General features: G+C 66.8%; 23 protein-coding genes and 1 pseudogene. 11 read left to right on the top strand and 13 right to left on the bottom strand.

Annotation, left to right across the window (positions count from 1 at the left end; translation table 11 throughout):
• The first annotated feature begins 172 nt into the window (after nucleotides 1-172).
• The 3 genes from egtB to egtD are packed head-to-tail and all read left to right on the top strand — an operon-like array spanning nucleotide 173 to nucleotide 3,107.
• Nucleotides 173-1,453 carry an ergothioneine biosynthesis protein EgtB gene (gene egtB / locus ACRDTL_RS03665; RefSeq protein WP_431505358.1) on the top strand — a complete coding sequence of 427 codons (1,281 nt, stop codon included), beginning with the start codon at nucleotides 173-175 and terminating at the stop codon, nucleotides 1,451-1,453.
• Nucleotides 1,453-2,142 carry an ergothioneine biosynthesis protein EgtC gene (egtC, locus tag ACRDTL_RS03670; RefSeq protein ID WP_431505380.1) on the top strand — a complete coding sequence of 230 codons (690 nt, stop codon included), beginning with the start codon at nucleotides 1,453-1,455 and terminating at the stop codon, nucleotides 2,140-2,142. Before egtB ends, egtC begins: the two co-directional genes overlap by 1 nt.
• The gene (gene egtD, locus ACRDTL_RS03675; protein ID WP_431505359.1) at nucleotides 2,142-3,107 is read left to right on the top strand and encodes an L-histidine N(alpha)-methyltransferase; all 966 of its coding nucleotides are present in this window, start codon (nucleotides 2,142-2,144) and stop codon (nucleotides 3,105-3,107) included. Before egtC ends, egtD begins: the two co-directional genes overlap by 1 nt.
• A 33-nt stretch (nucleotides 3,108-3,140) precedes the next feature.
• Here egtD and ACRDTL_RS03680 read toward each other — a convergent pair whose 3' ends face one another.
• The 4 genes from ACRDTL_RS03680 to ACRDTL_RS03695 are packed head-to-tail and all read right to left on the bottom strand — an operon-like array spanning nucleotide 3,141 to nucleotide 6,010.
• Nucleotides 3,141-3,554, bottom strand: a complete 414-nt coding sequence (locus ACRDTL_RS03680) for a type II toxin-antitoxin system VapC family toxin (protein WP_431505360.1) — start codon at nucleotides 3,552-3,554, stop codon at nucleotides 3,141-3,143.
• Entirely contained in the window at nucleotides 3,547-3,801 is a 255-nt protein-coding gene (locus ACRDTL_RS03685) for a type II toxin-antitoxin system Phd/YefM family antitoxin (RefSeq protein WP_431505361.1), read from the bottom strand. Before ACRDTL_RS03685 ends, ACRDTL_RS03680 begins: the two co-directional genes overlap by 8 nt.
• 33 nt (nucleotides 3,802-3,834) lie before the next feature.
• Nucleotides 3,835-4,509, bottom strand: coding sequence for a class I SAM-dependent methyltransferase (locus tag ACRDTL_RS03690; protein ID WP_431505362.1), 675 nt, complete (start codon nucleotides 4,507-4,509; stop codon nucleotides 3,835-3,837).
• 10 nt (nucleotides 4,510-4,519) lie between these two features.
• Nucleotides 4,520-6,010 carry a glutamate--cysteine ligase gene (locus tag ACRDTL_RS03695; protein WP_431505363.1) on the bottom strand — a complete coding sequence of 497 codons (1,491 nt, stop codon included), beginning with the start codon at nucleotides 6,008-6,010 and terminating at the stop codon, nucleotides 4,520-4,522.
• Nucleotides 6,011-6,099: 89 nt separating this feature from the next.
• Between ACRDTL_RS03695 and ACRDTL_RS03700 the strand changes: the two genes are divergently transcribed.
• Genes ACRDTL_RS03700 through glpK form a run of 3 tightly spaced genes read left to right on the top strand, consistent with a single transcriptional unit; the run spans nucleotide 6,100 to nucleotide 8,309 of the window.
• Nucleotides 6,100-6,342: an antitoxin gene (locus tag ACRDTL_RS03700; protein ID WP_431505364.1), complete on the top strand. Its 243-nt coding sequence runs from the start codon at nucleotides 6,100-6,102 to the stop codon at nucleotides 6,340-6,342.
• Nucleotides 6,339-6,776 carry a type II toxin-antitoxin system VapC family toxin gene (locus ACRDTL_RS03705; RefSeq protein ID WP_431505365.1) on the top strand — a complete coding sequence of 146 codons (438 nt, stop codon included), beginning with the start codon at nucleotides 6,339-6,341 and terminating at the stop codon, nucleotides 6,774-6,776. Before ACRDTL_RS03700 ends, ACRDTL_RS03705 begins: the two co-directional genes overlap by 4 nt.
• Before the next feature lie 15 nt (nucleotides 6,777-6,791).
• Nucleotides 6,792-8,309 (top strand): glycerol kinase GlpK, encoded by a 1,518-nt coding sequence (gene glpK, locus ACRDTL_RS03710; RefSeq protein ID WP_431505366.1) that lies wholly within the window; start codon nucleotides 6,792-6,794, stop codon nucleotides 8,307-8,309.
• Nucleotides 8,310-8,407: 98 nt separating this feature from the next.
• Here glpK and ACRDTL_RS03715 read toward each other — a convergent pair whose 3' ends face one another.
• Nucleotides 8,408-9,112 carry a PadR family transcriptional regulator gene (locus ACRDTL_RS03715; protein ID WP_431505367.1) on the bottom strand — a complete coding sequence of 235 codons (705 nt, stop codon included), beginning with the start codon at nucleotides 9,110-9,112 and terminating at the stop codon, nucleotides 8,408-8,410.
• Between the two features lie 66 nt (nucleotides 9,113-9,178).
• Nucleotides 9,179-10,432 carry an MFS transporter gene (locus ACRDTL_RS03720; RefSeq protein WP_431505368.1) on the bottom strand — a complete coding sequence of 418 codons (1,254 nt, stop codon included), beginning with the start codon at nucleotides 10,430-10,432 and terminating at the stop codon, nucleotides 9,179-9,181.
• 84 nt (nucleotides 10,433-10,516) lie between these two features.
• Here ACRDTL_RS03720 and ACRDTL_RS03725 point away from each other — a divergent pair, with 84 nt between their 5' ends.
• Complete coding sequence (locus tag ACRDTL_RS03725; protein WP_431505369.1) at nucleotides 10,517-10,912, top strand: hypothetical protein; 396 nt, start codon at nucleotides 10,517-10,519, stop codon at nucleotides 10,910-10,912.
• A gap of 1 nt (nucleotide 10,913) precedes the next feature.
• Here the strand turns inward: ACRDTL_RS03725 and ACRDTL_RS03730 are convergent, their stop codons facing one another.
• Nucleotides 10,914-11,744, bottom strand: a complete 831-nt coding sequence (locus ACRDTL_RS03730) for an RDD family protein (protein ID WP_431505370.1) — start codon at nucleotides 11,742-11,744, stop codon at nucleotides 10,914-10,916.
• Nucleotides 11,745-11,785: 41 nt separating this feature from the next.
• Here ACRDTL_RS03730 and ACRDTL_RS03735 point away from each other — a divergent pair, with 41 nt between their 5' ends.
• Nucleotides 11,786-12,778 carry a stage II sporulation protein M gene (locus tag ACRDTL_RS03735; RefSeq protein ID WP_431505371.1) on the top strand — a complete coding sequence of 331 codons (993 nt, stop codon included), beginning with the start codon at nucleotides 11,786-11,788 and terminating at the stop codon, nucleotides 12,776-12,778.
• Between the two features lie 58 nt (nucleotides 12,779-12,836).
• Here ACRDTL_RS03735 and ACRDTL_RS03740 read toward each other — a convergent pair whose 3' ends face one another.
• The 5 genes from ACRDTL_RS03740 to ACRDTL_RS03760 are packed head-to-tail and all read right to left on the bottom strand — an operon-like array spanning nucleotide 12,837 to nucleotide 18,137.
• Nucleotides 12,837-14,159 carry a DUF58 domain-containing protein gene (locus ACRDTL_RS03740; RefSeq protein ID WP_431505372.1) on the bottom strand — a complete coding sequence of 441 codons (1,323 nt, stop codon included), beginning with the start codon at nucleotides 14,157-14,159 and terminating at the stop codon, nucleotides 12,837-12,839.
• Entirely contained in the window at nucleotides 14,159-15,139 is a 981-nt protein-coding gene (locus tag ACRDTL_RS03745) for an AAA family ATPase (protein WP_431505373.1), read from the bottom strand. The genes ACRDTL_RS03740 and ACRDTL_RS03745 overlap by 1 nt, the downstream gene beginning before the upstream one ends.
• On the bottom strand, nucleotides 15,136-16,287 hold the full coding sequence (locus tag ACRDTL_RS03750; protein WP_431505374.1) for a DUF4350 domain-containing protein: 1,152 nt from the start codon (nucleotides 16,285-16,287) through the stop codon (nucleotides 15,136-15,138). The genes ACRDTL_RS03745 and ACRDTL_RS03750 overlap by 4 nt, the downstream gene beginning before the upstream one ends.
• Nucleotides 16,269-16,916 carry a DUF4129 domain-containing protein gene (locus ACRDTL_RS03755; protein WP_431505375.1) on the bottom strand — a complete coding sequence of 216 codons (648 nt, stop codon included), beginning with the start codon at nucleotides 16,914-16,916 and terminating at the stop codon, nucleotides 16,269-16,271. Before ACRDTL_RS03755 ends, ACRDTL_RS03750 begins: the two co-directional genes overlap by 19 nt.
• Before the next feature lie 12 nt (nucleotides 16,917-16,928).
• The gene (locus ACRDTL_RS03760) at nucleotides 16,929-18,137 is read right to left on the bottom strand and encodes a hypothetical protein (protein ID WP_431505376.1); all 1,209 of its coding nucleotides are present in this window, start codon (nucleotides 18,135-18,137) and stop codon (nucleotides 16,929-16,931) included.
• Nucleotides 18,138-18,239: 102 nt separating this feature from the next.
• Between ACRDTL_RS03760 and ACRDTL_RS03765 the strand changes: the two genes are divergently transcribed.
• Nucleotides 18,240-18,704, top strand: coding sequence for a GatB/YqeY domain-containing protein (locus ACRDTL_RS03765; protein ID WP_431505377.1), 465 nt, complete (start codon nucleotides 18,240-18,242; stop codon nucleotides 18,702-18,704).
• A gap of 65 nt (nucleotides 18,705-18,769) precedes the next feature.
• Nucleotides 18,770-18,905, top strand: a pseudogene (locus tag ACRDTL_RS03770) (LLM class F420-dependent oxidoreductase); the annotation flags it as partial.
• A 36-nt stretch (nucleotides 18,906-18,941) separates the two neighbouring features.
• Here the strand turns inward: ACRDTL_RS03770 and ACRDTL_RS03775 are convergent.
• Nucleotides 18,942-19,784, bottom strand: a complete 843-nt coding sequence (locus ACRDTL_RS03775; RefSeq protein ID WP_431505378.1) for an SDR family NAD(P)-dependent oxidoreductase — start codon at nucleotides 19,782-19,784, stop codon at nucleotides 18,942-18,944.
• Between the two features lie 187 nt (nucleotides 19,785-19,971).
• On the opposite strand from ACRDTL_RS03775, the gene ACRDTL_RS03780 reads away from it, so the two are divergent.
• A partial coding sequence (locus tag ACRDTL_RS03780) for a cutinase family protein (RefSeq protein WP_431505379.1) occupies nucleotides 19,972-20,446 on the top strand: 475 nt, incomplete at its 3' end.

The following is a 20,446-nucleotide window of genomic DNA, read 5'->3' on the forward strand; positions in this document are numbered from 1 at the left end:
CGAACAGATGCGTGGCCACCGCCGCCGACCGGGCCCCCGGTCAACTCCACGACGCAATGACCCGCCTGGTCCAGGCCGTCGAACAGGGCCGCTGCCCCGCCGACGACTTCTCTGACCGGGTGATCGAGCAGGGCATCGCGCCGACGGTCACGCGGTTGGCGCAAGGGGCAATGTGACGTCACCCGAAACGCTGGCCGATGCCTTGACGCGGGCACGGGAGCGCACACTGCGGCTGGTCGGTTTCGACGACGCCGAGCTTGGCCGCCAGTACCACCCGTTGATGAGCCCGCTGGTGTGGGACCTTGCCCACATCGGCCAGCAGGAAGAACTCTGGTTGCTGCGCGGCGGTGACCCGGACCGTCCCGGGATGCTGTCGCCGATGGTCGACGGGCTCTACGACGCGTTCGTGCACTCCCGCACCAGTCGGGTCGATTTGCCGTTACTGTCTCCGGGCCAGGCCCGGACATATTGCCGTACGGTGCGGTCGGCCGCGCTGGATGCCCTCGACGCGCTGCCCGACGAGCCCGGCGCCAGTTTTGTGTTCGGGATGGTGGTCAGCCACGAACACCAACACGACGAGACCATGTTGCAGGCACTGAACCTGCGCGCCGGCTCGCCGTTGCTGAGCGCGGGCGCCGCTCTGCCGACGGGCCGCGCGGGCCTGGCCGGAACATCGGTGCTGGTGCCCGGCGGCCCGTTCGTGTTGGGCGTGGACGCGGCCAATGAGCCGTTCGCACTGGACAACGAAAGCCCTGCGCATGTGGTCGATGTTGCGGCGTTTCGGATCGGCCGCATTCCGGTCACCAACGGTGAATGGCAGCAGTTCATCGACGACGGTGGCTACCGGCAGGCGCGGTGGTGGTCGGCGCGCGGCTGGCAGCACCGCCAACAGGCCGGCCTGAGCGCCCCGCAATTCTGGACCGCCGATGGCCTGACCCGCATCCGGTTCGGCCGTCCGGAGGAGATTCCCGCCGACGAACCAGTCCAGCATGTCAGCTACTTCGAGGCGGAGGCCTACGCCGCGTGGGCCGGTGCCCGGCTGCCCACCGAAGTCGAATGGGAGAAGGCCTGCGCCTGGGATCCGGCGGCCGAGTCGCGGCGCCGCTACCCATGGGGCGCCGACGAGCCGGCGGCCGCGCGTGTCAACCTCGGCGGCGCCGCGCTGCGGCCGGCGCCGGTCGGGGCGTATCCGGCCGGCGCGTCGGCCTACGGCGCCGAACAGCTGCTGGGCGACGTCTGGGAGTGGACCAGCTCGCCGCTGCAGCCGTGGCCGGGATTTCGCCCGATGATCTATCAGCGTTACTCGCAACCGTTCTTCGGCGGCGACTACCGGGTACTGCGCGGTGGTTCGTGGGCGGTGGAACCGGGCATCCTGCGGCCCAGTTTCCGCAACTGGGATCATCCGTATCGGCGCCAGATCTTCTGCGGTGTCCGATTGGCGTGGGACGCCTGATGTGCCGCCACCTCGGCTGGCTCGGCCGCGACGTCGCCGTCTCGTCGCTGGTGCTCGATCCGCCGCACGGGCTTCGGGTGCAGTCGTATGCGCCGCGCCGGCAAAAGCACTGCCTGATGAACGCCGACGGTTGGGGCGTGGGCTTTTTCGATGGCCCGACGCCGCGACGGTGGCGCAGCACCGCACCGCTGTGGGGTGACGTGTCGTTCGATTCCGTGGCGCCGGCGCTGCACAGTCATTGCGTGGTGGCGTCGGTGCGCTCCGCGACCGTCGGCATGCCGATCGAAGCGAGCGCGACCGCGCCGTTCACCGACGGACATTGGCTGCTGGCGCACAACGGTGTCGTCGACCGCGCGGTGCTGCCCGCCACCGCGTCGGCCGAGCCCGTGTGCGACAGCGTGGTATTGGCGGCGCTGATCTTCGCTCGCGGTCTTGACGCGCTGGGTGAGGTGATAACACAGGTTGGTAGCGACGACCCTAATGCCCGGCTGAATATCTTGGCGGCCAACGGTTCCCGGCTATTGGCCACCACCTGGGGCGATACGTTGTCGCTGTTGCGCCGAGAGGACGGCGTGGTGGTGGCCAGTGAGCCGTACGACGACGACCCGGGCTGGGAGGACGTGCCGGACCGCCACCTTGTCGATGTCACGCCGGATGGTATTACCTTGACCGCGCTGAAAGGACGTTGATGACGCTGACGCTGTCCAACCATCTGGCCGCGGATTCGGCGTATCACACACTGCGCCGCGACGTGCTCGACGGCCTGGCACGTTCCCCGAAGTCGTTGCCGCCCAAATGGTTCTACGACGCGGTGGGCAGCGACCTGTTCGACCAGATCACCCGGCTGCCCGAGTATTACCCGACGCGTGCCGAGGCGGAGATCTTGCGCGCCCGGTCGGCTGAAGTGGCATCGACGACCAAGGCGGACACCCTTGTCGAACTGGGCAGCGGGACATCGGAGAAAACCCGGATTCTGCTTGACGCGCTGCGCGACGGCGGCCTGCTGCGGCGGTTCGTACCGTTCGACGTCGACGCCACCATACTCGCAGCGGCCGCGAATGCCATCCAGAGCGAATACCCCGGTATCGAAATCGCCGCTGTATGCGGTGATTTCGAGGAGCACCTGGCCGAGATCCCGGGTGGGGGTCGACGACTGTTCGTGTTCTTGGGGTCGACGATCGGCAATCTCACTCCGGGACCGCGCACGAAGTTTTTGGCGTCGTTGGCTGCGGTCTTGCGGCCGGGTGACAGCCTGCTGCTGGGCACCGACCTGGTGAAGGACACCGGCCGGCTCATCCGCGCCTACGACGACTCCGCCGGGGTGACGGCGGCGTTCAACCGCAACGTGCTGGCGGTGATCAACCGCGAACTCGACGCCGACTTCGACCCGGGCGCCTACGCTCACGTCGCGCGCTGGAACGCCGAAGAGGAACGGATGGAGATGTGGCTGCGAGCCACCAGCCGCCAACGGGTATGCATCCGGGCACTTGAATTGACGGTCGAGTTCGCGGCGGGTGAGGAGATGCTCACCGAAGTGTCCTGCAAGTTCCGCCGTGAGGCGGTGGCCGCCGAGCTCGCTGCCGCGGGGTTACGGCAAACCGAGTGGTGGACCGACGGCGCGGGCGACTTCGGTTTGTCGCTAGCCGTCAAGTGAGTTTGGCTGCATGGCTTACCGGCCGGCACAAAGTCAGACACCGACGATGGTCAGGAGGGTTTCGATTCCTCGGAGGTCGTCAGGGTTGCGGGTATACAGCGGCAGGCCGACGGCCACGGCGGTGGACGCGATCAACAGGTCGACGGCTCGGGGGCCCCGTGCCTTGCGCCCGGTCGCGACGACCGCCGTGTAGATCCGTCCGTAAGCTCGCGCGGCATCGCCGTCGAACGGGAGCGGATCGAAAGCGGCCTCGGCTCGTTGTAGGCGATCTTGACGTCGGGCTCGCTCGCCCGCGTCGCCCGTCGCGTGCGGGCCGGCCGCGAGCTCGGCCATGGTAAGGGCACTGACGGCGAGTTCTTCGGGAAGCTGCTCGGTGTCGATATGCTCCAGGTCGATCACGACCGAGGTGTCGATGAGGCCCCGCGGCGGCCGTGACGCCTCAGGCACGAGGTTCGATGTGCTGGCTGGCGGCCCGGTCGAGGTCCGCTCGGAACCGGGCGAATTCGATGCGCGGAGCTCCCCGGAACGCCGCGACGGCCGCCTCGGCGCTTATGAATCGATGTCGACGCCGTGGGGAAAGCTCGCCGACCGGGATTCCATTCCTGGTGACGACGAAGGATTCGCCATGGTCGAGCCGGCGCATGATCTCACCGCTGTTATTGCGAAGCTCACGCTGGGTGATTTCTCTGGTCACCTCCAGATCGTAGCACGCGTGCTACGCACGTGCTCAGTCCCTCTTGTGCGCGCTCAGCAGGTAGGCCGGCATCTTCATCCGGCCCTTGCCGTCAAGCTCGTGCGGCGGCATCTGCACCGACGCCCCGGAGTACTGCGGAACATTGGAGTGGATGTAGGCCGGCCGGATCTCGTCGATCTCCCAGTACTTGCTCACCGCAGCGCGCAACTCGTCCTTGTCGACCTCGTGGGGTTTGGTCTCCAGCTCGGCCGGGAAGGCGCCCTTGGCGAACACCAGCACGTAATAGCCGGCACCGGGCGCCGCCGCCCGGTGCACCGAACGCAGGTACCCATCGCGGCCCTCGACAGGCAGCGAATGAAACAGCGTGGAATCGATGACCGTGTTGAACCGGCCGTCGTAACCGCTGAACGAGGTGATGTCGGCCTGCACGAAAGTGGCTGTGCCGAGTCCGCGTTCGGCCGCAGTCTGGGTGGCGGCCGCGACAGCGCCCGGGATCAGGTCGATGCCCACCACGGTGTAGCCGTGCGCAGCCAGCGCCAGCGATAGCTCGGCGTGGCCGCAGCCGGCGTCGAGTACCTCGCTGCGGATCTTGCCCGCGGCAATCAGGGCCGCCAGCTCCGGTTGCGGCTCACCGATATTCCACGGCGGCGGCCCCTCGAAGACACCCTGCTCCCGGTATGCGTCGTCCCAATCCATCACAGCGGGCATGGCGTCAAACCTACCCGTTCGTGTCCCAGGTGTGCACCGGCTCGTTGGCGTGCATGTGTTCGCAGTAGCGCCGCAGCATCTCGGCCAAGGCCGCGGGCCGGGTCATGCCGCCCTCCTGCAGGGTCCGCACCGTGGCCACCTGCCAGACCGCGCCGTTGCGACGCGTTTTCGCGCGACCTTCGATGACGCCGAGAAACCGGTCGCGGGCTTGAGCGCCGACACCCCACCGCTGCAGACCTTCGTGTGCCATCGGCAGCAACTGGCGCAGTATCAATTCGTCGGTGGTGACGTGGCCCAGGCCCGGCCAGTACAGCCGGGCGTCCATGCCGTGGCGGGCCGCCTCCCGGAAATTGGTATGTGCCACCGCGAAAGGCATTTTCGTCCACAGTGGGCGGTCCTCCTCGGACAGGGTGCGCAGCAGGCCGTAGTAAAACGCCGAATTGGCCAGCATGTCGACGACGGTCGGCCCGGCGGGCAATACCCGATTCTCCACCCGCAGGTGCGGCCGGTCTTCCCCGTTCACTTCTACGACGTCGTAGACCGGCCGGTTCCACCGGTACACCGTGCCGTTGTGCAGGCGTAATTCCGACAGCTGCGGAGTGCGTCCGGCGGCCAACTCGGCGACCGGATCCTCGTCGGACACCTGGGGAAGCAACGACGGGAAGTACCGCACGTTCTCTTCGAAGAGGTCGAAGATCGACGTGATCCAGCGTTCGCCGAACCACACCCGCGGTCGCACCCCCTGGGCCTTCAACTCTTCCGGGCGGGTATCGGTAGCCTGGGCGAACAGTTCAATGCGGGTCTCCGCCCACAGCTGATGACCGAAGAAGTACGGTGAGTTGGCCCCGACCGCCAGCTGTGGCCCGGCCAGCACTTGAGCGGCGTTCCAGTTGTTTGCGAAATCGGCGGGAGCGACCTGAAGGTGTAATTGCATACTGGTGCAAGCTGATTCGGGGGCAATGGTCGCAGAGTGCAAACTCAGCGGCTCCGGCCCGCTGATGTCGATCTGGATGTCCTCGCCGCGGGCTCTGAAGATCGAGTCGTTGAGGGCTTGATAGCGCGTCGACTCGCTCATCCAGCGGCCGTGCAGATGTTCTGGCATCAGCGTCGGCAGGATTCCGATCATCACGATGTGCGCGCCGAACGCGCTGGCCTTGGTCTGAGCGGCGTTCAAACTCGCCCGCACATCGGCTTCCAGCTCGATTCCGGTGCGGCCGGACAGTACGCGGGGCGGCACGTTGAATTCGATGTTGTAGGCGCCCAATTCGGTCTGATATGCCGGGTCGGCGATTGCAGCCAACACATCCTGATTCGACATCGCCGGCTGATAGTCCGCGTCGACGAGGTTGCATTCGATCTCCATCCCGGTGAGCGGACGGTCGACCGCAAAACTGGACTGGGCCAGCATCGTCTCGAAGACATCCAGGCATAACTGCACCTTGCGCCGGTACTCCTGCCGCTGTGCGTGGCTGTACGCGGTCCGCTTGACCTCTTCGCCCACACCGCCGATGCAACAGGGTTACTGACAGCGACGCAACCGTCATGCATCGGGGTTGCGCATCAGATGTGCAGCGACATAACATCTGATGTGTGCGAACCACGATCGACCTCGACGACGACATCTTGCGCGTGTTGAAGCGGCGCCAGCGCGAGGAAGGCAAAACATTGGGGCAGCTCGTCTCCGAACTGCTCGCGCAGGCGCTCGCCGCCAGCTCGCGTCCCAGGGTGGACATCCGGTGGCGGACGGCCGACCTGCGGCCACGCGTCGATCTTGACGACAAGGACACCGTCTGGGCGGTTCTGGACCAATCGCGCCCGGGCAATCAATCGTGAGTGAGACCTTCGACGTCAATGTCCTCGTCTACGCGACCCATCGGAGCAGTCCGTTTCATGACACGGCGAGGGCGCTGGTCGAGCGGTTCTTGGCCGGGCCGGGCCTCGTCTACCTGTTGTGGCCCGTCGCACTCAGCTATCTGCGTATCGTCACGCATCCCACCCTGCTGGACGCGCCGCTGCCGCCGAACGTTGCAGCCGAAAACATCCAACAGTTCGTCGCCCAACCGCACGTGCGACTCGTCGGCGAGGGTGACGGATTCTGGCCGGTCCTTCGGCGAGTAGCCGACGTCGTCAAGCCGAAGGGCAACCTGGTGCCCGACGCCCATCTCGTCGCACTCATGCACCAGCACGGCATCGCCACGATCTGGAGTCACGATCGCGACTTCCGCAAATTCGAGGGGATCACGGTGCGCGATCCCTTCACGGACTGACCGCGAGGAGACCACGTGGCTGAGTTCATCGCCTCGATCGACCAGGGCACCACCAGCACCCGCTGCATGATCTTCGACCACGACGGCGCCGAGGTGGGTCGTCACCAACTCGAGCACGAGCAGATCCTGCCGCAGGCCGGCTGGGTCGAGCACGACCCGGTCGAGATCTGGGAGCGCACGTCGTCGGTGCTGACGTCGGTGCTGAACCGGACCAGTCTGTCATCCGAAGACATTGCTGCGCTGGGTATTACGAATCAGCGAGAGACCACCCTGGTGTGGAATCGGCATACCGGGCGGCCCTACTACAACGCGATCGTGTGGCAGGACACCCGCACCGACCGGATCGCGGCGGCGTTGGACCGCGACGGCCGCGGCGAGGTGATCCGGCGCAAAGCGGGCCTGCCGCCGGCAACGTATTTTTCCGGCGCCAAGTTGCAGTGGATTCTCGACAACGTCGACGGAGTACGTGCGGCCGCCGAACGCGGTGACGCCGTATTCGGCACCGCCGACACCTGGCTGTTGTGGAACCTGACCGGTGGCCGGCGTGGCGGCAGGCACCTGACCGACGTCACCAACGCCAGCCGGACCATGCTGATGAACCTGGAGACCCTGGATTGGGACGAGGAGTTACTGTCGTTTTTTTCAATACCCCCCCCAATGCTGCCGTCGATTGCGCCGTCGTCGCCGCGGGAGCCTTACGGCGTCACCGTGGGCAGCGGGCCGGTCGGGGGCGAGGTGCCGATCACCGGAATCCTCGGCGACCAGCATGCCGCCATGGTCGGCCAGGTCTGTCTGGCCCCGGGCGAAGCCAAGAACACCTACGGCACCGGGAATTTCCTGCTGCTCAACACCGGCGAGCAGATCGTGCGATCGGCCAACGGCCTGCTGACCACCGTGTGCTATCAGTTCGGTGATGCGAAACCCGTTTATGCCCTTGAGGGTTCGATCGCGGTGACCGGCTCGGCAGTGCAGTGGCTACGCGATCAGTTGGGCATTATCAGCGGTGCCGCCCAGAGTGAGGCGTTGGCCCGACAGGTTTCCGACAACGGTGGGGTGTATTTCGTCCCGGCATTTTCGGGACTGTTCGCCCCGTACTGGCGATCGGATGCCCGCGGCGCGATCGTCGGGCTGTCCCGGTTCAATACCAATGCTCATCTGGCCCGCGCGACCCTGGAAGCGATCTGCTACCAGAGTCGCGATGTGGTCGATGCGATGGAAGCCGATTCAGGTGTGCGCATAGCGGTGTTGAAGGTCGACGGCGGTGTCACCGGCAACGACCTGTGCATGCAGATTCAGGCCGATGTACTGGGTGTCGACGTGGTGCGCCCGGTGGTCGCCGAGACGACCGCGCTGGGTGCGGCCTACGCGGCGGGACTGGCGGTCGGCTTCTGGGCCGACCCGAACGACCTGCGGTCCAACTGGCACGAAGACAAGCGGTGGACGCCTGCCTGGACCGATGAGCAGCGAGCCGCCGGATACGCCGGCTGGCGAAAAGCGGTCCAGCGCACCCTGAACTGGGTCGACGTGTCCTGAACGTCGCCCCTTCCCCTTCCCCTTCCCGCGAGCGTGCGTGTTTGTCCGCGACACGCCGATCTGACATGGCGTTTCACGCACACTCGCGGACGAGTTCGCTAGTCGTCCTCGCTGAGGACGGTGTAGATCTCGCGGCGCGCGTTGTTGACGATGTCGATAATGCGTTGCCGCTGTTCGGGTGTGGCGGCATGGGCGGATTGCGCCACCGCGCCGAACAGCTGGCCCGCCGCAGTCCGCAAGTTGATGTGTGCCGGGTCTACGGCTTCGGCGATCTGCTCCCACGGTGGCGTTTCGACCTTCTCGGCGGCGGCCCGGCCTTCTTCGGTCAACTCGAAAAGCCGCTTGCTGCCTTCGGTTTCAGAACCAACTATCAGGCCCTCGTCGACCAGCAATTGCAGGGTCGGGTACACCGAACCCGGGCTTGGTCGCCACAGGTCCTGGCTGCGCGCGGCGATCTCCTGGATCATTTCGTAACCGTGCATCGGGTGTTCGGCCAACAACGCCAGGATCGCCGCGCGCACGTCACCACGACGCCCGCGTCGGCCCGGGCCACCGCGTCGTCCACCGCGCGGTCCCGGACCGAAACCGAACCCGAAGCCGAACCCGCCGGGACCAAAGCCCCGGCCGAATCCCGGGCCGAACGGACCGTCGTGCCCGGCGTCCTGGCCGCGGACATGATCGCGGAACTCTCGACGGGCTTGCCGCCGCTGCTCGTGCAGGGCACGGCGGTCCTGGGGACTAAAGCCCAAACCGCCGGGACCCCCGATGAAAGGCTTCCCGAAAGGGGGGAAGGGACTGGTCATGTTGTATCTCGCTTCTGGAAGGGCTACGCGGGATGCGCAACCGATAGGATGACGATATATCGCGAACTATCGTGATGCAACGTTGGGTGGGACACCAGGGGTGTCGCGGTCGCCGGCGGTGGGGCGGGTTTCCGGCATGGCGATCAGGTAGAGCACAAAGCCGGCACCGGCCAGGGTGCCCAGTGACAGGAATGCCGCGTTGTAGCCGGCGGCGACCACGATCGCGCCGGCCACGAAGTTCGACAGCGAGGCGCCCACGCCCCAGGCCGTGGTGACGGCGCCCAGGCTGATGTTGAACCTGCCGGTGCCGTGGGTAACGTCCTGCACGACCAGGGGAAACAACGCGCCGAAGATGCCGGCACCGACGCCGTCGAGCAGTTGCACGCCGACCAGCCAGTACGAGTTGTCCGACAACGTGTAGAGGATGCCGCGGGCGGTCAGCACCGCGAAGGCGACTAGAAAGATCGGTTTGCGTCCCCAGTTGTCGGCCCTGGCCCCGGCGAGATAGGCCACCGGCACCATCACCACCTGGGCGGCGACGATGCAGGCGGCCATCAGCGCGGTGCCCACGTCCCGGTTGTGCAACGCGAGCACCTGACCGACCAGTGGCAGCATCGCCGCGTTGGCGAAATGAAACGCCACTACCGCGGCGGCGAAAGTCATCAGCCGCCGGTTGTGCAGCAATACCCGCAGCCGCGACGGCTCCGGATGCGGCTGCCCGGGGGTGTGATCCATGCCGCGGGCCACGTCGTGATCGATCGCGTCGGCCGGGATCCGCACGGTGGCCACCACGCTGACCACCGCCATGGCGGCCAGCACCCAAAAGACCACCACGGGGCCGAAGAAGTACGCCAGTCCGCCGGTGGCAGCCGCCGCGGAGGCGTTGCCGGCATGGTTGAACGATTCGTTGCGCCCGACGCGTCGGGCGAAAAGCCGCGGGCCCACGGCCCCCAGCGTGATCGCCGCTAAGGCCGGCGCGAACACCGAGCCGGCGATGCCGGTGACCGCCTGCAGGATCGAGATCGAATAAAGCCCGGGAAACAGCGGCATCGCCAATGCCCCGGCAGTGACCGCCAACGCCCCGGCGATCACCAGCGCCCGTTTGGCCGTGGTGCGGTCGACTATTGCGCCCACCGGTGTCTGCGCCACAATCGCGGCAATGCCGCCGACCCCCATCACGAAGCCGATCGAGGCCTGGTCCCAGTGATGGATCAAGAGCAGATAGATCGAAAGATACGGGCCCAGACCGTCGCGCACGTCGGCCAACGCGAAGTTCAACAGGTCCAGCGCACGCGCCAGCCGTCCGGGAGTCTCCGTCACGTCAATCCCACGACATTACCTGCGAAATTGAGGTGAATCTGAAGGAGGTTTACTCGCCGCGTCCCGCCGGGTAGCACTCACGGGATGAACGATGAACACCGTGATGCGCTGGTCGACAGCGAGATCGGCGGCGCCGCCCGGCCGGTGGCGCGGGCCGGTGGTGTCCGCGGCTGGCGCCTCCGCGTCTGGGTGAACTGGATCTTCGCGCTGTTGACGGTGCCTGCGGCAGCGGTCGTGCTGATCTTTACGCTCGGCGCGGTGATGAGCACGGCAGCCTGCAGCGATCGGCAATGTCCCAACCTCGGCCCGAGCGGCATCGGCTTTGGCGTGTTGTTCTACGGTGCCCCGGTGATCGCCGCCGTAACGATCGTCACTTCGTTCTTCACCGCGCGTCGCCACTGGGGCATTGCCGTTCCGGTGTGCGCATTGGCACTGTTGGTCGCCGACATCCTCGTCGTTGCCGCGACGGTCGTCCAGTGACCTAGCGAGGCGGCGCGAAGCCACTGCCGTGCGGCGGCGGCCAGGACTGGCCGGGTGGCCACGGGGCCGGCCAGGTCGGCGGCGGACCCGCAGTGGGGTACAATCGCATCAGCTCGCGGCGGTGACGTTCGGCGAGCACAGCGGCCAGCGCGAGCTGGGGCGGGGTTCCCGGCGGAGGTGGCGGAGCGACCTGCGCCAGCACGTCTCCGGCGATCCGATAAGCCATCTGCTCGCGCAGCAGCGGATCGAGTTGTGGTGCACGCGAAAGGAATTGGCGTGCAATCTCGGCCCGCCCCGCGGTCAGTCCGGACAGTTGGAGCGACGCTGCCCACCACGCCAGTGACGGCGGCATCGCCGGCGGCGGGCCCAACCGCTGGCCACGTTCGCTGATGACGACCGTCCCGGCGAAGACATCGCCGAGCCGCTTGGCTTTCACGGAGATCAGGCTGCAGATCACTGCGGGGCTGCCGAACAACAGCCAGATCTCCACGACCGATGCCAGCGCACGAAACAACGCTTGGCGGAAGCGTTCCGGGCTGCCGTCGTCCGACACCACTCGCAAGCCCAACACGATCTTGCCCACCGATCGGCCCCGAGTCGCGGTCTCGAAGACCAACGGATACCCCACGAACGTCAGCACGGTGAAGATGATCAGGATCGCGGCGCTCGCCGCGGTGTCGAACTGACTCAGCGTCGCCGCCCACAAGATCAGGCCGAGCAGGAAGCAGACGAACATCACCGCGATATCGATCAACGCACCGACCGCGCGCACCGGCAACTGGGCGATCCGGACATCCAGGACGACGGCATCCCCGGTGACCACCTCCGACATATTGCGAACGCTACTCGCTTTGATGGCGCTAGCCTGGCCCGGTGGACGTCGACGCATTCGTATTTGCGCACCGCGACACCTGGAGCCGGCTCGAACAACTGGTCAAGAATCGCCGGCGACTGACCGGTGCCGAGATCGACGAACTCGTCGAGCTCTACCAGCGGGTGTCGACGCACCTGTCGATGCTGCGCTCGGCGTCCTCGGATGCGGTGCTGATCGGTCGACTGTCCAGTTTGGTCGCGCGCGCCCGCGCAGCGGTGACCGGCGCACATGCCCCGCTGGCCGCCGAGTTCACCCGGTTCTGGACGGTGTCGTTCCCGGTGGTCGCATACCGTGCCTGGCGGTGGTGGTTGGCGACGGCAGCAGCGTTTTTCGCCGTGGCGGCCGTCATCGCGCTGTGGGTGGCCGGTAGCCCGGAGGTGCAATCCACCATCGGAACGCCCGCCGACATCGACGCGTTGGTCAACCACGACATCGCGTCCTATTACAGCGAGCACCCGGCCGTGTTGTTCGGGCTGCAAGTGTGGCTCAACAACGCGTGGGTGGCGATGAAGTGCATCGCATTTGCCGTCGTCCTCGGAGTGCCGATCCCGTTCATGCTGTTCGAGAATGCCGTCAACGTCGGCGTCGTCGCCGGGTTGATGTTTCAGGCCGGCAAGGCCGACATCCTGCTCGGTCTGCTGGCCCCGCACGGCCTGTTGGAGCTGACAGCGGTATGTCTGGCCGGCGCCGCCGGAATGCGGCTGGGATGGTCGGTGATCTCTCCGGGCAATCGCCCGCGGCGCCAGGCGCTTGCCGAGCAGGGCCGCGCCGTCGTCGCGATCGCGGTCGGGCTGGTGGTGGTGTTGCTGGTTTCGGGCGTCATCGAAGCGCTGGTGACCCCGTCGCCGTTGCCGACATTTGTGCGGATCGGCATCGGAATCGCCGCCGAGGCAGCATTTTTGGCATACGTCATTTACTTCGGGCGACGCGCCGCACGGACCGGGGAGACCGGCGACATCGCCGAGGCTCCCGATGTGATTCCGACCGGCTAGACAGATTCGCGGCGACCCGCTGCGCCCGGCTCCGCCGCGCTTGCGATTGCCGCCGGTACTAGAGCCGTCCGGTGGCTTTCATGGCCAGGTAGCGGTCGGCCAGCGCGGGCGCCAAGTCAGCTGGCGCCGCATCGACCACTTCGGCGCCGTGGTGGCGTAGTCGCGAGGCGATCGACCGTCGGTCGTTGCGGGATCGCTCAGCGGCTGCTGCGTCATACACCGCGGCCGCATCAGTGCGCCGAACGGCCAGTTGGTCGACCCGCGGGTCGGCGACCGCGGCAATGACCACCTGGTGCCTGGCGGAGAGCTGCGGCAGCACCGGTAGTAAGCCCTCCTCGATGGCGGTCGCGTTGAGGTCGGTCAGCAGCACCACCAGCGCGCGCCGCCGGACACGCCGAGAGATAGCGGAAACCATTGCGGTGGCATCGGATTCGATGAGTGCAGGTTGCAGTGGCGCCATCGCGTCGACGAGTTGCGCCAGCAGCTCGGTCCGTGACGCACCGAACACGCCCGCTCGGGTCACTCGGTCGTGGGCGAGGAAGTCGACGTGGTCGCCGGCCCGTGAAGCGAGCGCCGCAAGCAGCAGCGCCGCGTCCATCGACCAGTCCAGCCGTGGCCAGCCTTCGGGATCGGCGGCGGTCGGGTCGACACCCACGCGGCCGGCCGCCGTGCGCCCGGTGTCGAGCACGATGACGACCCGCCGGTCCCGTTCGGGACGCCAGGTCCGCACCACGACATCGGCACGGCGCGCGGTGGCGCGCCAGTCGATCGATCGAACGTCGTCACCGACGACATACTCTCGCAGCGAGTCGAATTCGGTGCCTTGCCCGCGCGTCAATGTCGGCAACAAGCCGTCGATCTCGCGCAGTTTGGCCAGGCGCGACGGCAGGTGTTTGCGGGACAGGAACGGCGGCAGCACCCGGACCTGCCCGGGCACCGGTGTCGACCGTTGCCGCCCGGCCATCCCCAACGGCCCGATCGCCCGGGCGGTGACCGCCGCCGACCGCTGATCGCCGCGACGAACCGGTCGCAGGCACGTGTCGACGCGCTGCAGCTGCCCGGCGGCGATGTCGATGGAGTGGGTGCGCGGTTGGGCGCGCATACTGGGCCCCCAGGCGTCGCGCAGGCGGCCGCGGAACCGGCGACGGCCGCCGTTGTGGATCAGCAGGCCGGCGTTCAGCTCCTCGCCGAGCCGCACCGAGCCATCGCTCGCCCGGCTGAACCGCAGCGCCCGGGGGCTGGCGGCCAGCGCAACGTCGATCATCACCACCACCGCCAGCGGTACTAGCAGTAGAGCGAACGTTGTTGCCGGCCAAGATGATACCGCAATCGGGACAACGCAGATCAGCGCGAGCAGCCCGGTGCGTCCGGTCAGGATCACTAGCGGGGCACCGGAACCGAGGCCAGTATGCCTTCGAGCACACCGTCGGCGGTGGCGCCTTCCAGCTCGGCCTCCGGACGCAGCATCACGCGGTGCCGTAACGTCGATCGGGCCATCGCCTTAACGTCGTCGGGCGTGACGTAGTTACGTCCGGTCAACCACGCCCACGACCGTGCGGTGGCCAACAGTGCCGTGGCGCCGCGTGGTGAAACACCCAGCTGCAGTGCGGGCGAGTGGCGGGTCGCTCCGACGATGTCGACGATGTAGCCCAGCACTTCGTCGGCGACCCGGACCTGTCGCACAGCGTCACGTCCGGCCGCCAACTCGGTTGGCCCCGCCACCGGTCGGATCCCCGACAGATCACGCGGGTCGAAGCCGTGTGCGTGCCGGCTGAGGATAACGATCTCCGAATCACGTGGTGGCAGTGGCACAGTCAGCTTGAGTAGAAAGCGGTCGAGCTGGGCCTCGGGCAACTGATAGGTGCCCTCGTATTCGATCGGGTTCTGGGTGGCCGCGACGATGAACGGGTCGGGTAGCGGTTTGGCGTCGCCCTCCACGCTGACCTGACGCTCCTCCATCGCTTCCAGCAGCGCCGCCTGTGTCTTAGGGGGCGTGCGGTTGATTTCGTCGGCCAGCATCAGATTGGTGAATACTGGTCCAGCGTGGAACACGAATGCCGCGGTGCGGGCGTCGTAGACCAGCGAGCCGGTTATGTCGCCCGGCATCAGGTCGGGGGTGAACTGGACGCGCTTGAACTCCAGCTGCAGTGCCGCGGCCAATGTGCGCACCAGAAGCGTTTTCGCCACGCCCGGAACGCCTTCGAGGAGCACATGTCCCCGGCACAGTAATGCGATGACCAGGCCGCTGATGACGGCGTCCTGCCCGACGACGGCTTTGGCGATCTCGGCGCGCAACGCCAACAACGCGTGGCGTGCCGATTCTGCCGAGGTCTGGGCAGCTGCGGGGACGGACTGGGTCATGGGCGGGTGACCTGCCTTTCGATGTAGTCGAGCGCGCGGGCAAGGTGTACCAGGTCGGTGTCGGTGGCCGGCGGCGGACCGAACAGCGTATGCCACACGGATTCCGGGTCGGTACCGCTACGCTGCGCGACGGCCATCGTCAGCGCCGGCGCGGACGTGCCGGCGTCCAGTCCGAGCCGGGGTAACAGCCGCTGCAGCGTCGCGGTGCGCAGCGCTTGCGCGGCGCGGTCGCGTGCCCGTCGAGACCGGTAGAGCCGGCCTCGCCCTTCCACGGTTTCCGATGCCCTCACCACCACCGGCAACTCCTCGGCGACCAGCGGGCCGATCCGGCGACCCTTCCACAGCGCAACCAGTATGACGGTGACCAACAACTGCCAGACCATCCAGGAGACGTTGTCCGGGATCAGGTCGAAGATCGTTGCTGACGAAGACGATGCACCCTCGACCCGCTGTGGCGCATACCAGACGAGCCGGGCCCGGTCACCGGCGAGGTTCATCGCCAGCGCGGCGTTACCGGCTTGCGCGAGGTCGGCGTTGGTCATGAAGGTGGTATTGCCCACCAGCGTGACGGTGCGTTGATGGTCGCGGTAGCGGATCAGTGCGCCGTCGTAACAGCTGGTGACGGCCAGGTGGGCGACCGGGGTGTAGGTGTTGGTCAGCCCGAACTGCACCGATCCGGCCCGATTTGCTTCGCGCAGCGGGCAATCGGGCTTGCTGTCCAGTGAGTTTTTGCCGCCGCTGCGGATACCGGGCGCCAACACGGCCCGCGCGTGCGATGTCGGCTCTACCAGCAGCAGGTCGCTCGGGACATTGGCCAGTCGGTGCAGCAGCGTATCGCTGGTGAGGCGCTGGGTCTGCGCGATCAGCAGCAAAGTACCTGGGCGAGCTGCGTTTTCGACATCGGCCACGTTGTCGGCGATGACGACGTCGACACCATGGGTGCGCAACAGCACGACGAGCGCGTGTGCGCCCTCCGGCCCGGTGGATGCCGGGTCCATCTGGCCGCCTGGCCGTGGTGCGGTCAGGTAGGCGCCGAACGCGGCGACGGCGGCCAGCGCGGCCAGCGCGGCCAGGACCCATCGCCAGGGCCGTACGCGCTCCGCCACGGTCGGCGGCGAGCCCGCGGCGGTCACCGTGCCGGCACCCACGGGTCGGGCATCTGCGGTCCGCTCATCGCGGGTTGCCGCGCCGCTGAATGCAGGTGGTTGTCCAGGTCCACGATCATCTGGTAGGCGGCCGGTGTGCCCGGTTGCTCGCCGTAGGTGACGTCGTTGAACGCTGTTGCGGCTGCCGACAACTCGGATGCGAGATGGGGTAGCCGGCCGCCGGCTTCGCGGGCCAATTCGTTGGCGGTGCGACCGGGAGTTGGGTTGAGCAACCCGGTCTCCTCGAATTCGCGGGCAATTGCGCGCACTCGGTGCCGAATCGCTGCTGTCCAATTACCTTCGGCTGCGAAGCCTTCCGCTGCAGCGCGATGTTGGGCGGCACTGAGCTGGCCGGCGTCGAACAGCTGGTAGTCGTCGCCGCGGCGGGTTCGCATGGTCTGGCGTGCGATGCGGTAAGCGATCACCACGCCGACCAGCAGCGCAATGAGTAGCACCGTGATGGTTAACCATCCGCCGGGTACCGAAGACGCTTTCTCCACCAGCCGGTACATCAGATCGTCGACCCAGTCGTGGAAGCGCTGTGCCGCCGATGGTTTGAGGTAGATCGGTTTGGCCAGTTCGTTTTGCGCGGCCTGATGTGCAGCATCGCGGTCGACGTCGATGGTGGGCATCTCAGTCTGCTCTCACAGTGGGCGGGTGAGCCAGAGGTTGTCGGTGGACGCGGGCGCCGCCGCGCCGCCGGCGGCGCCGGTCTGCAGGATCAAATCGAACGCCTCGGACCTAATCCGCCGATCGGTGTAGAGCAGCACGACGACTCCGGCGCTGAACGGTGCGGTGATAACCCGCGCGATCGCCGATCCGACGGCACTTACCATCAGGCTGATGATTACCGGGCCGGCCGATGATGCGGTTATCAGCTGGCCGATGAAGTTGAACGGCGCGCCGACCGCCCACGCGACGACGAAAACCACGACAGCGGTCAGCGACCGGATACCGAGCACCCGCCAGAAGCTGTTGCGAACCAGGGCAAAAGATCTGGTGATCGCGTCGATTACCGACAGGCGCTCGAGCACGATCAACACCGGCGCGAACGACAAGATGGTGTAGAAGTAGACCGCCGCCGCGACTAACGCCAGGGTCAGCGGAAACCCGAAAACGAACGCCGCGGCGTAATTGCCGGTAGCAGCGACCGCGGCGATGACCAACACCACCAGGCCGACCAGCAATACTGCTCCGACGCCTTCCAGAGCCGCCAGGCCGAGCAGTGCGGGCAACCGTCCGCGTATCTTCGTCCACGTTTCGCCGGCGGTGATCGTGGACCCGAAAACTGCCCGCCCGACGATCACCGTGAGCATCCCGCTGAGCAGGATGCCGGCCAGCCAGCTGACCAGTCCGCCTATCCCGGTCGACGCTGTCCAGCCGGCCAGGTCGCCGGCCGTCAATTGGTCGGATGCTGTTTTCGGCAGCCGGCTCAGAGCAAGCGGGCCTGCCGCGACGATCAACGCGATGATCTGCACGATCACCACGATGATGGCGGTCAATCCCAGGGTGGCCCTCGGGTTCGCCCGGATGTAACCGACTGCGCCGTTGAAGATGTCGCTGAGACCCAGCGGCCGCAGTGGGATGATCCCCGGCCGGAGCGCCGCCGGCATCGGGGGTGGCGGACCGCCGTAGCCGAACGGCGGGTAGCCCGGCGGCGGGTAGCCCGGTGGCGGTGGGCCGTAGCCCGGTGGTGGGCCGTACCCGGGTGGTGGTGGGCCGTAGCCCGGTGGTGGGCCGTAGCCGAACGGCGGGTAGCCGTAGCCCGGTGGCGGAAATCCGGGAGGACCGTACCCGGGTGCCGGGTATCCCGGTTCTGGGTAATCCGGATAGTCAGGCGGCGGCGTACTCACCAGGCGGCGCCGCCGTCGTGGTCAACCATGGCTCCCATCCTGTCGGCCGGCGAAGCAATTCTCAATGTCTTCTCACGGCCCCCGGGCGCTATCGTCTCAGCCATGGCGGAACTCAAACCCCGGTTACGGGCCGACTTGACCGAAGCGATGAAGACGCAGGACAAACTGCGTACCGCGACGCTGCGAATGGTGCTGGCCGCGATCCAGAACGAGGAAGTCTCCGGCAAGCAGGCGCGGGAGCTCAGCGACGACGAGGTGATCAAGGTGCTGGCCAGGGAGTCCCGCAAACGGGGTGAGGCAGCCGAGATCTACACCCAGAACGGCCGAGGGGAGTTGGCCGCCGAGGAGCACGCCGAGGCACGGATCATCGACGAGTACCTGCCGCCGCCGCTCACCGAGGGCGACTTGGTCGACGTCGTCGAAACCGCGATCGCCCAAGTGGCCGAGCAACTGGGTGAGCGGCCCGGTATGAAGCAGATGGGGATGGTCATGAAGGCGGCCAACGCGATCGCCGCCGGCAAGGCCGACGGGGCGCGACTGTCGGCGGCGGTAAAGGACCGGCTGTAGCTCGTTCGCCCTAGCCTAGCGATGCGGGGTTTCCGTGTGCTATGACACGGTTTGGCTACACCCTGATGACGGAGCAGACGGCCCCAAAGACCTTGTCCGGTACGCGGTTTCGGCCGAACGGTGGGCGATGCTGGGCGGCGCGGTGGCACACGCCACCGAACGGGTGATTTGTACTCCTACGTGACCTCCCCGACGATGCGGTGTATCCGCGTTTGCGCACGGGTCAAACCGTGCGGATCAGGAGGCGGCGGACTGCACTTCACGTAGCCGCTTGAGCGTGACTTTCGCCAATCGCATCGATAACGCAGGCGACAGCCGCTCCAGGTACCACCAAGCCTTCCACCGTGCTGGCACCACAATGATCGCGTCGCCACGCAACACCGCCCGAAGTGCGCGCTCGGCGAACTTTTCGGGTGCCATCGGCCGCAATGGTTCCCAGAATTTGAGGAGTTGCTCGTCGCTGACGCCGGTTATCTTGACCCGTCCGTACTTGCCGCCGGTGAGGATCGGGGTCCGGATCACGCCCGGGCAGAGCACCGAGACCTGCACGCCGTGGTGCTCGGCCTCGACCCGCAACGTCTTGGATATCGCGACGACGGCGTGTTTGGTGGCGGTGTAGCTCGCCTGAGCAGAGGTGGCCAGACCGGCCATGGAGGCGGTGTTCACGATGTGGCCGCAGTGCTGGCGGATCATGATCGGATAGACCGCCTGGATGCCGTGTACCACACCGCGCAGGTTCACGTCGAAGACGTCGTTCCAGTCGTCGAGCGTGTATGAGTCGATCTCGCCGCCGACTCCGATACCGGCATTGTTGAACAGGTAGTCGATCCGCCCGGATTGCTGCACCACCTCGGCGACGGCGCGCTCGAACGATGCGTAGTCGCGCACATCGAGCTCGATCGCGTGCGCCGTTCCGCCACCACTGCTGAGGTGATGCGCCAGGTCCTGCGCCTCGCCGATCTGACGATCGGCGATCCAGACCTCGGCGCCGCCGTCGACCAACTTCGTCGTCAATGCGGCGCCGATGCCGGACGCGCTGCCGGTAACGAATGCGATCTTCCCTGAGACGCTCGATGCCATTTGCAGAAGGATAATCGCCGGCTCTTCTGACCGCTCTCAGTTCACTTGCGGCGGCGCGGGATGAACTCCTGAGTCTTGATTGGCCTATACCAGACGTGACGCCGGATCTCGACAAAGCCATGGGACACATCCGCGCGGGGCGTAAGTTGAACTGAGGTCGGGATGACGCAACACGGCGGGGTTAATGATGGACATCATCAAATTGATTCGTGTCACGCGGGCGCGCCGGCTTCTGGTCGGCATTAGCGCACCGATCGTGATGATCTGGCCGGTGGTACTGGGCGCGCCCATCCCGTCCGCGTTCGCTCAGCCGTGCCCGGACGTGGAGGTGGTGTTCGCCCGCGGCACCGCCGAGCCACCCGGAGTTGGCGGGATCGGACAGGACTTCGTCAACGCGTTGAGCTCACAAGTCGGCTCGAAATCGGTCGGGGTGTATCCGGTCGACTACGCCGCCAGCAGCGATTTTGGTGACCGCGTAGATTTCGCCAGAACTTTCGTCGACGGGATCCGGGACGCGGGTGCCCACATCGAGTCCACCGCGGCGAACTGCCCCAACACCAGGATCGTGCTCGGCGGATACTCCCAAGGCGCAGCCCTGGCCGGCTACGTCACCTCGGCCGCCGTACCCAAGGAAGTACCTGCTGAGTACGCGGCGTTCATGC

Origin of the sequence: Mycobacterium sp., assembly GCF_050700595.1 — a bacterium.
Taxonomy (GTDB): domain Bacteria; phylum Actinomycetota; class Actinomycetes; order Mycobacteriales; family Mycobacteriaceae; genus Mycobacterium.

Coding starts and splice junctions, on each gene's coding strand:
- egtC (WP_431505380.1), top strand. CDS start 1,453: ATGTGCCGCCACCTCGGCTGGCTCGGCCGCGACGTCGCCGTCTCGTCG.
- egtD (WP_431505359.1), top strand. CDS start 2,142: ATGACGCTGACGCTGTCCAACCATCTGGCCGCGGATTCGGCGTATCAC.
- ACRDTL_RS03690 (WP_431505362.1), bottom strand. CDS start 4,509: ATGCCCGCTGTGATGGATTGGGACGACGCATACCGGGAGCAGGGTGTC.
- ACRDTL_RS03715 (WP_431505367.1), bottom strand. CDS start 9,112: ATGACCAGTCCCTTCCCCCCTTTCGGGAAGCCTTTCATCGGGGGTCCC.
- ACRDTL_RS03725 (WP_431505369.1), top strand. CDS start 10,517: ATGAACGATGAACACCGTGATGCGCTGGTCGACAGCGAGATCGGCGGC.
- ACRDTL_RS03730 (WP_431505370.1), bottom strand. CDS start 11,744: ATGTCGGAGGTGGTCACCGGGGATGCCGTCGTCCTGGATGTCCGGATC.
- ACRDTL_RS03745 (WP_431505373.1), bottom strand. CDS start 15,139: ATGACCCAGTCCGTCCCCGCAGCTGCCCAGACCTCGGCAGAATCGGCA.
- ACRDTL_RS03755 (WP_431505375.1), bottom strand. CDS start 16,916: ATGCCCACCATCGACGTCGACCGCGATGCTGCACATCAGGCCGCGCAA.
- ACRDTL_RS03765 (WP_431505377.1), top strand. CDS start 18,240: ATGGCGGAACTCAAACCCCGGTTACGGGCCGACTTGACCGAAGCGATG.
- ACRDTL_RS03775 (WP_431505378.1), bottom strand. CDS start 19,784: ATGGCATCGAGCGTCTCAGGGAAGATCGCATTCGTTACCGGCAGCGCG.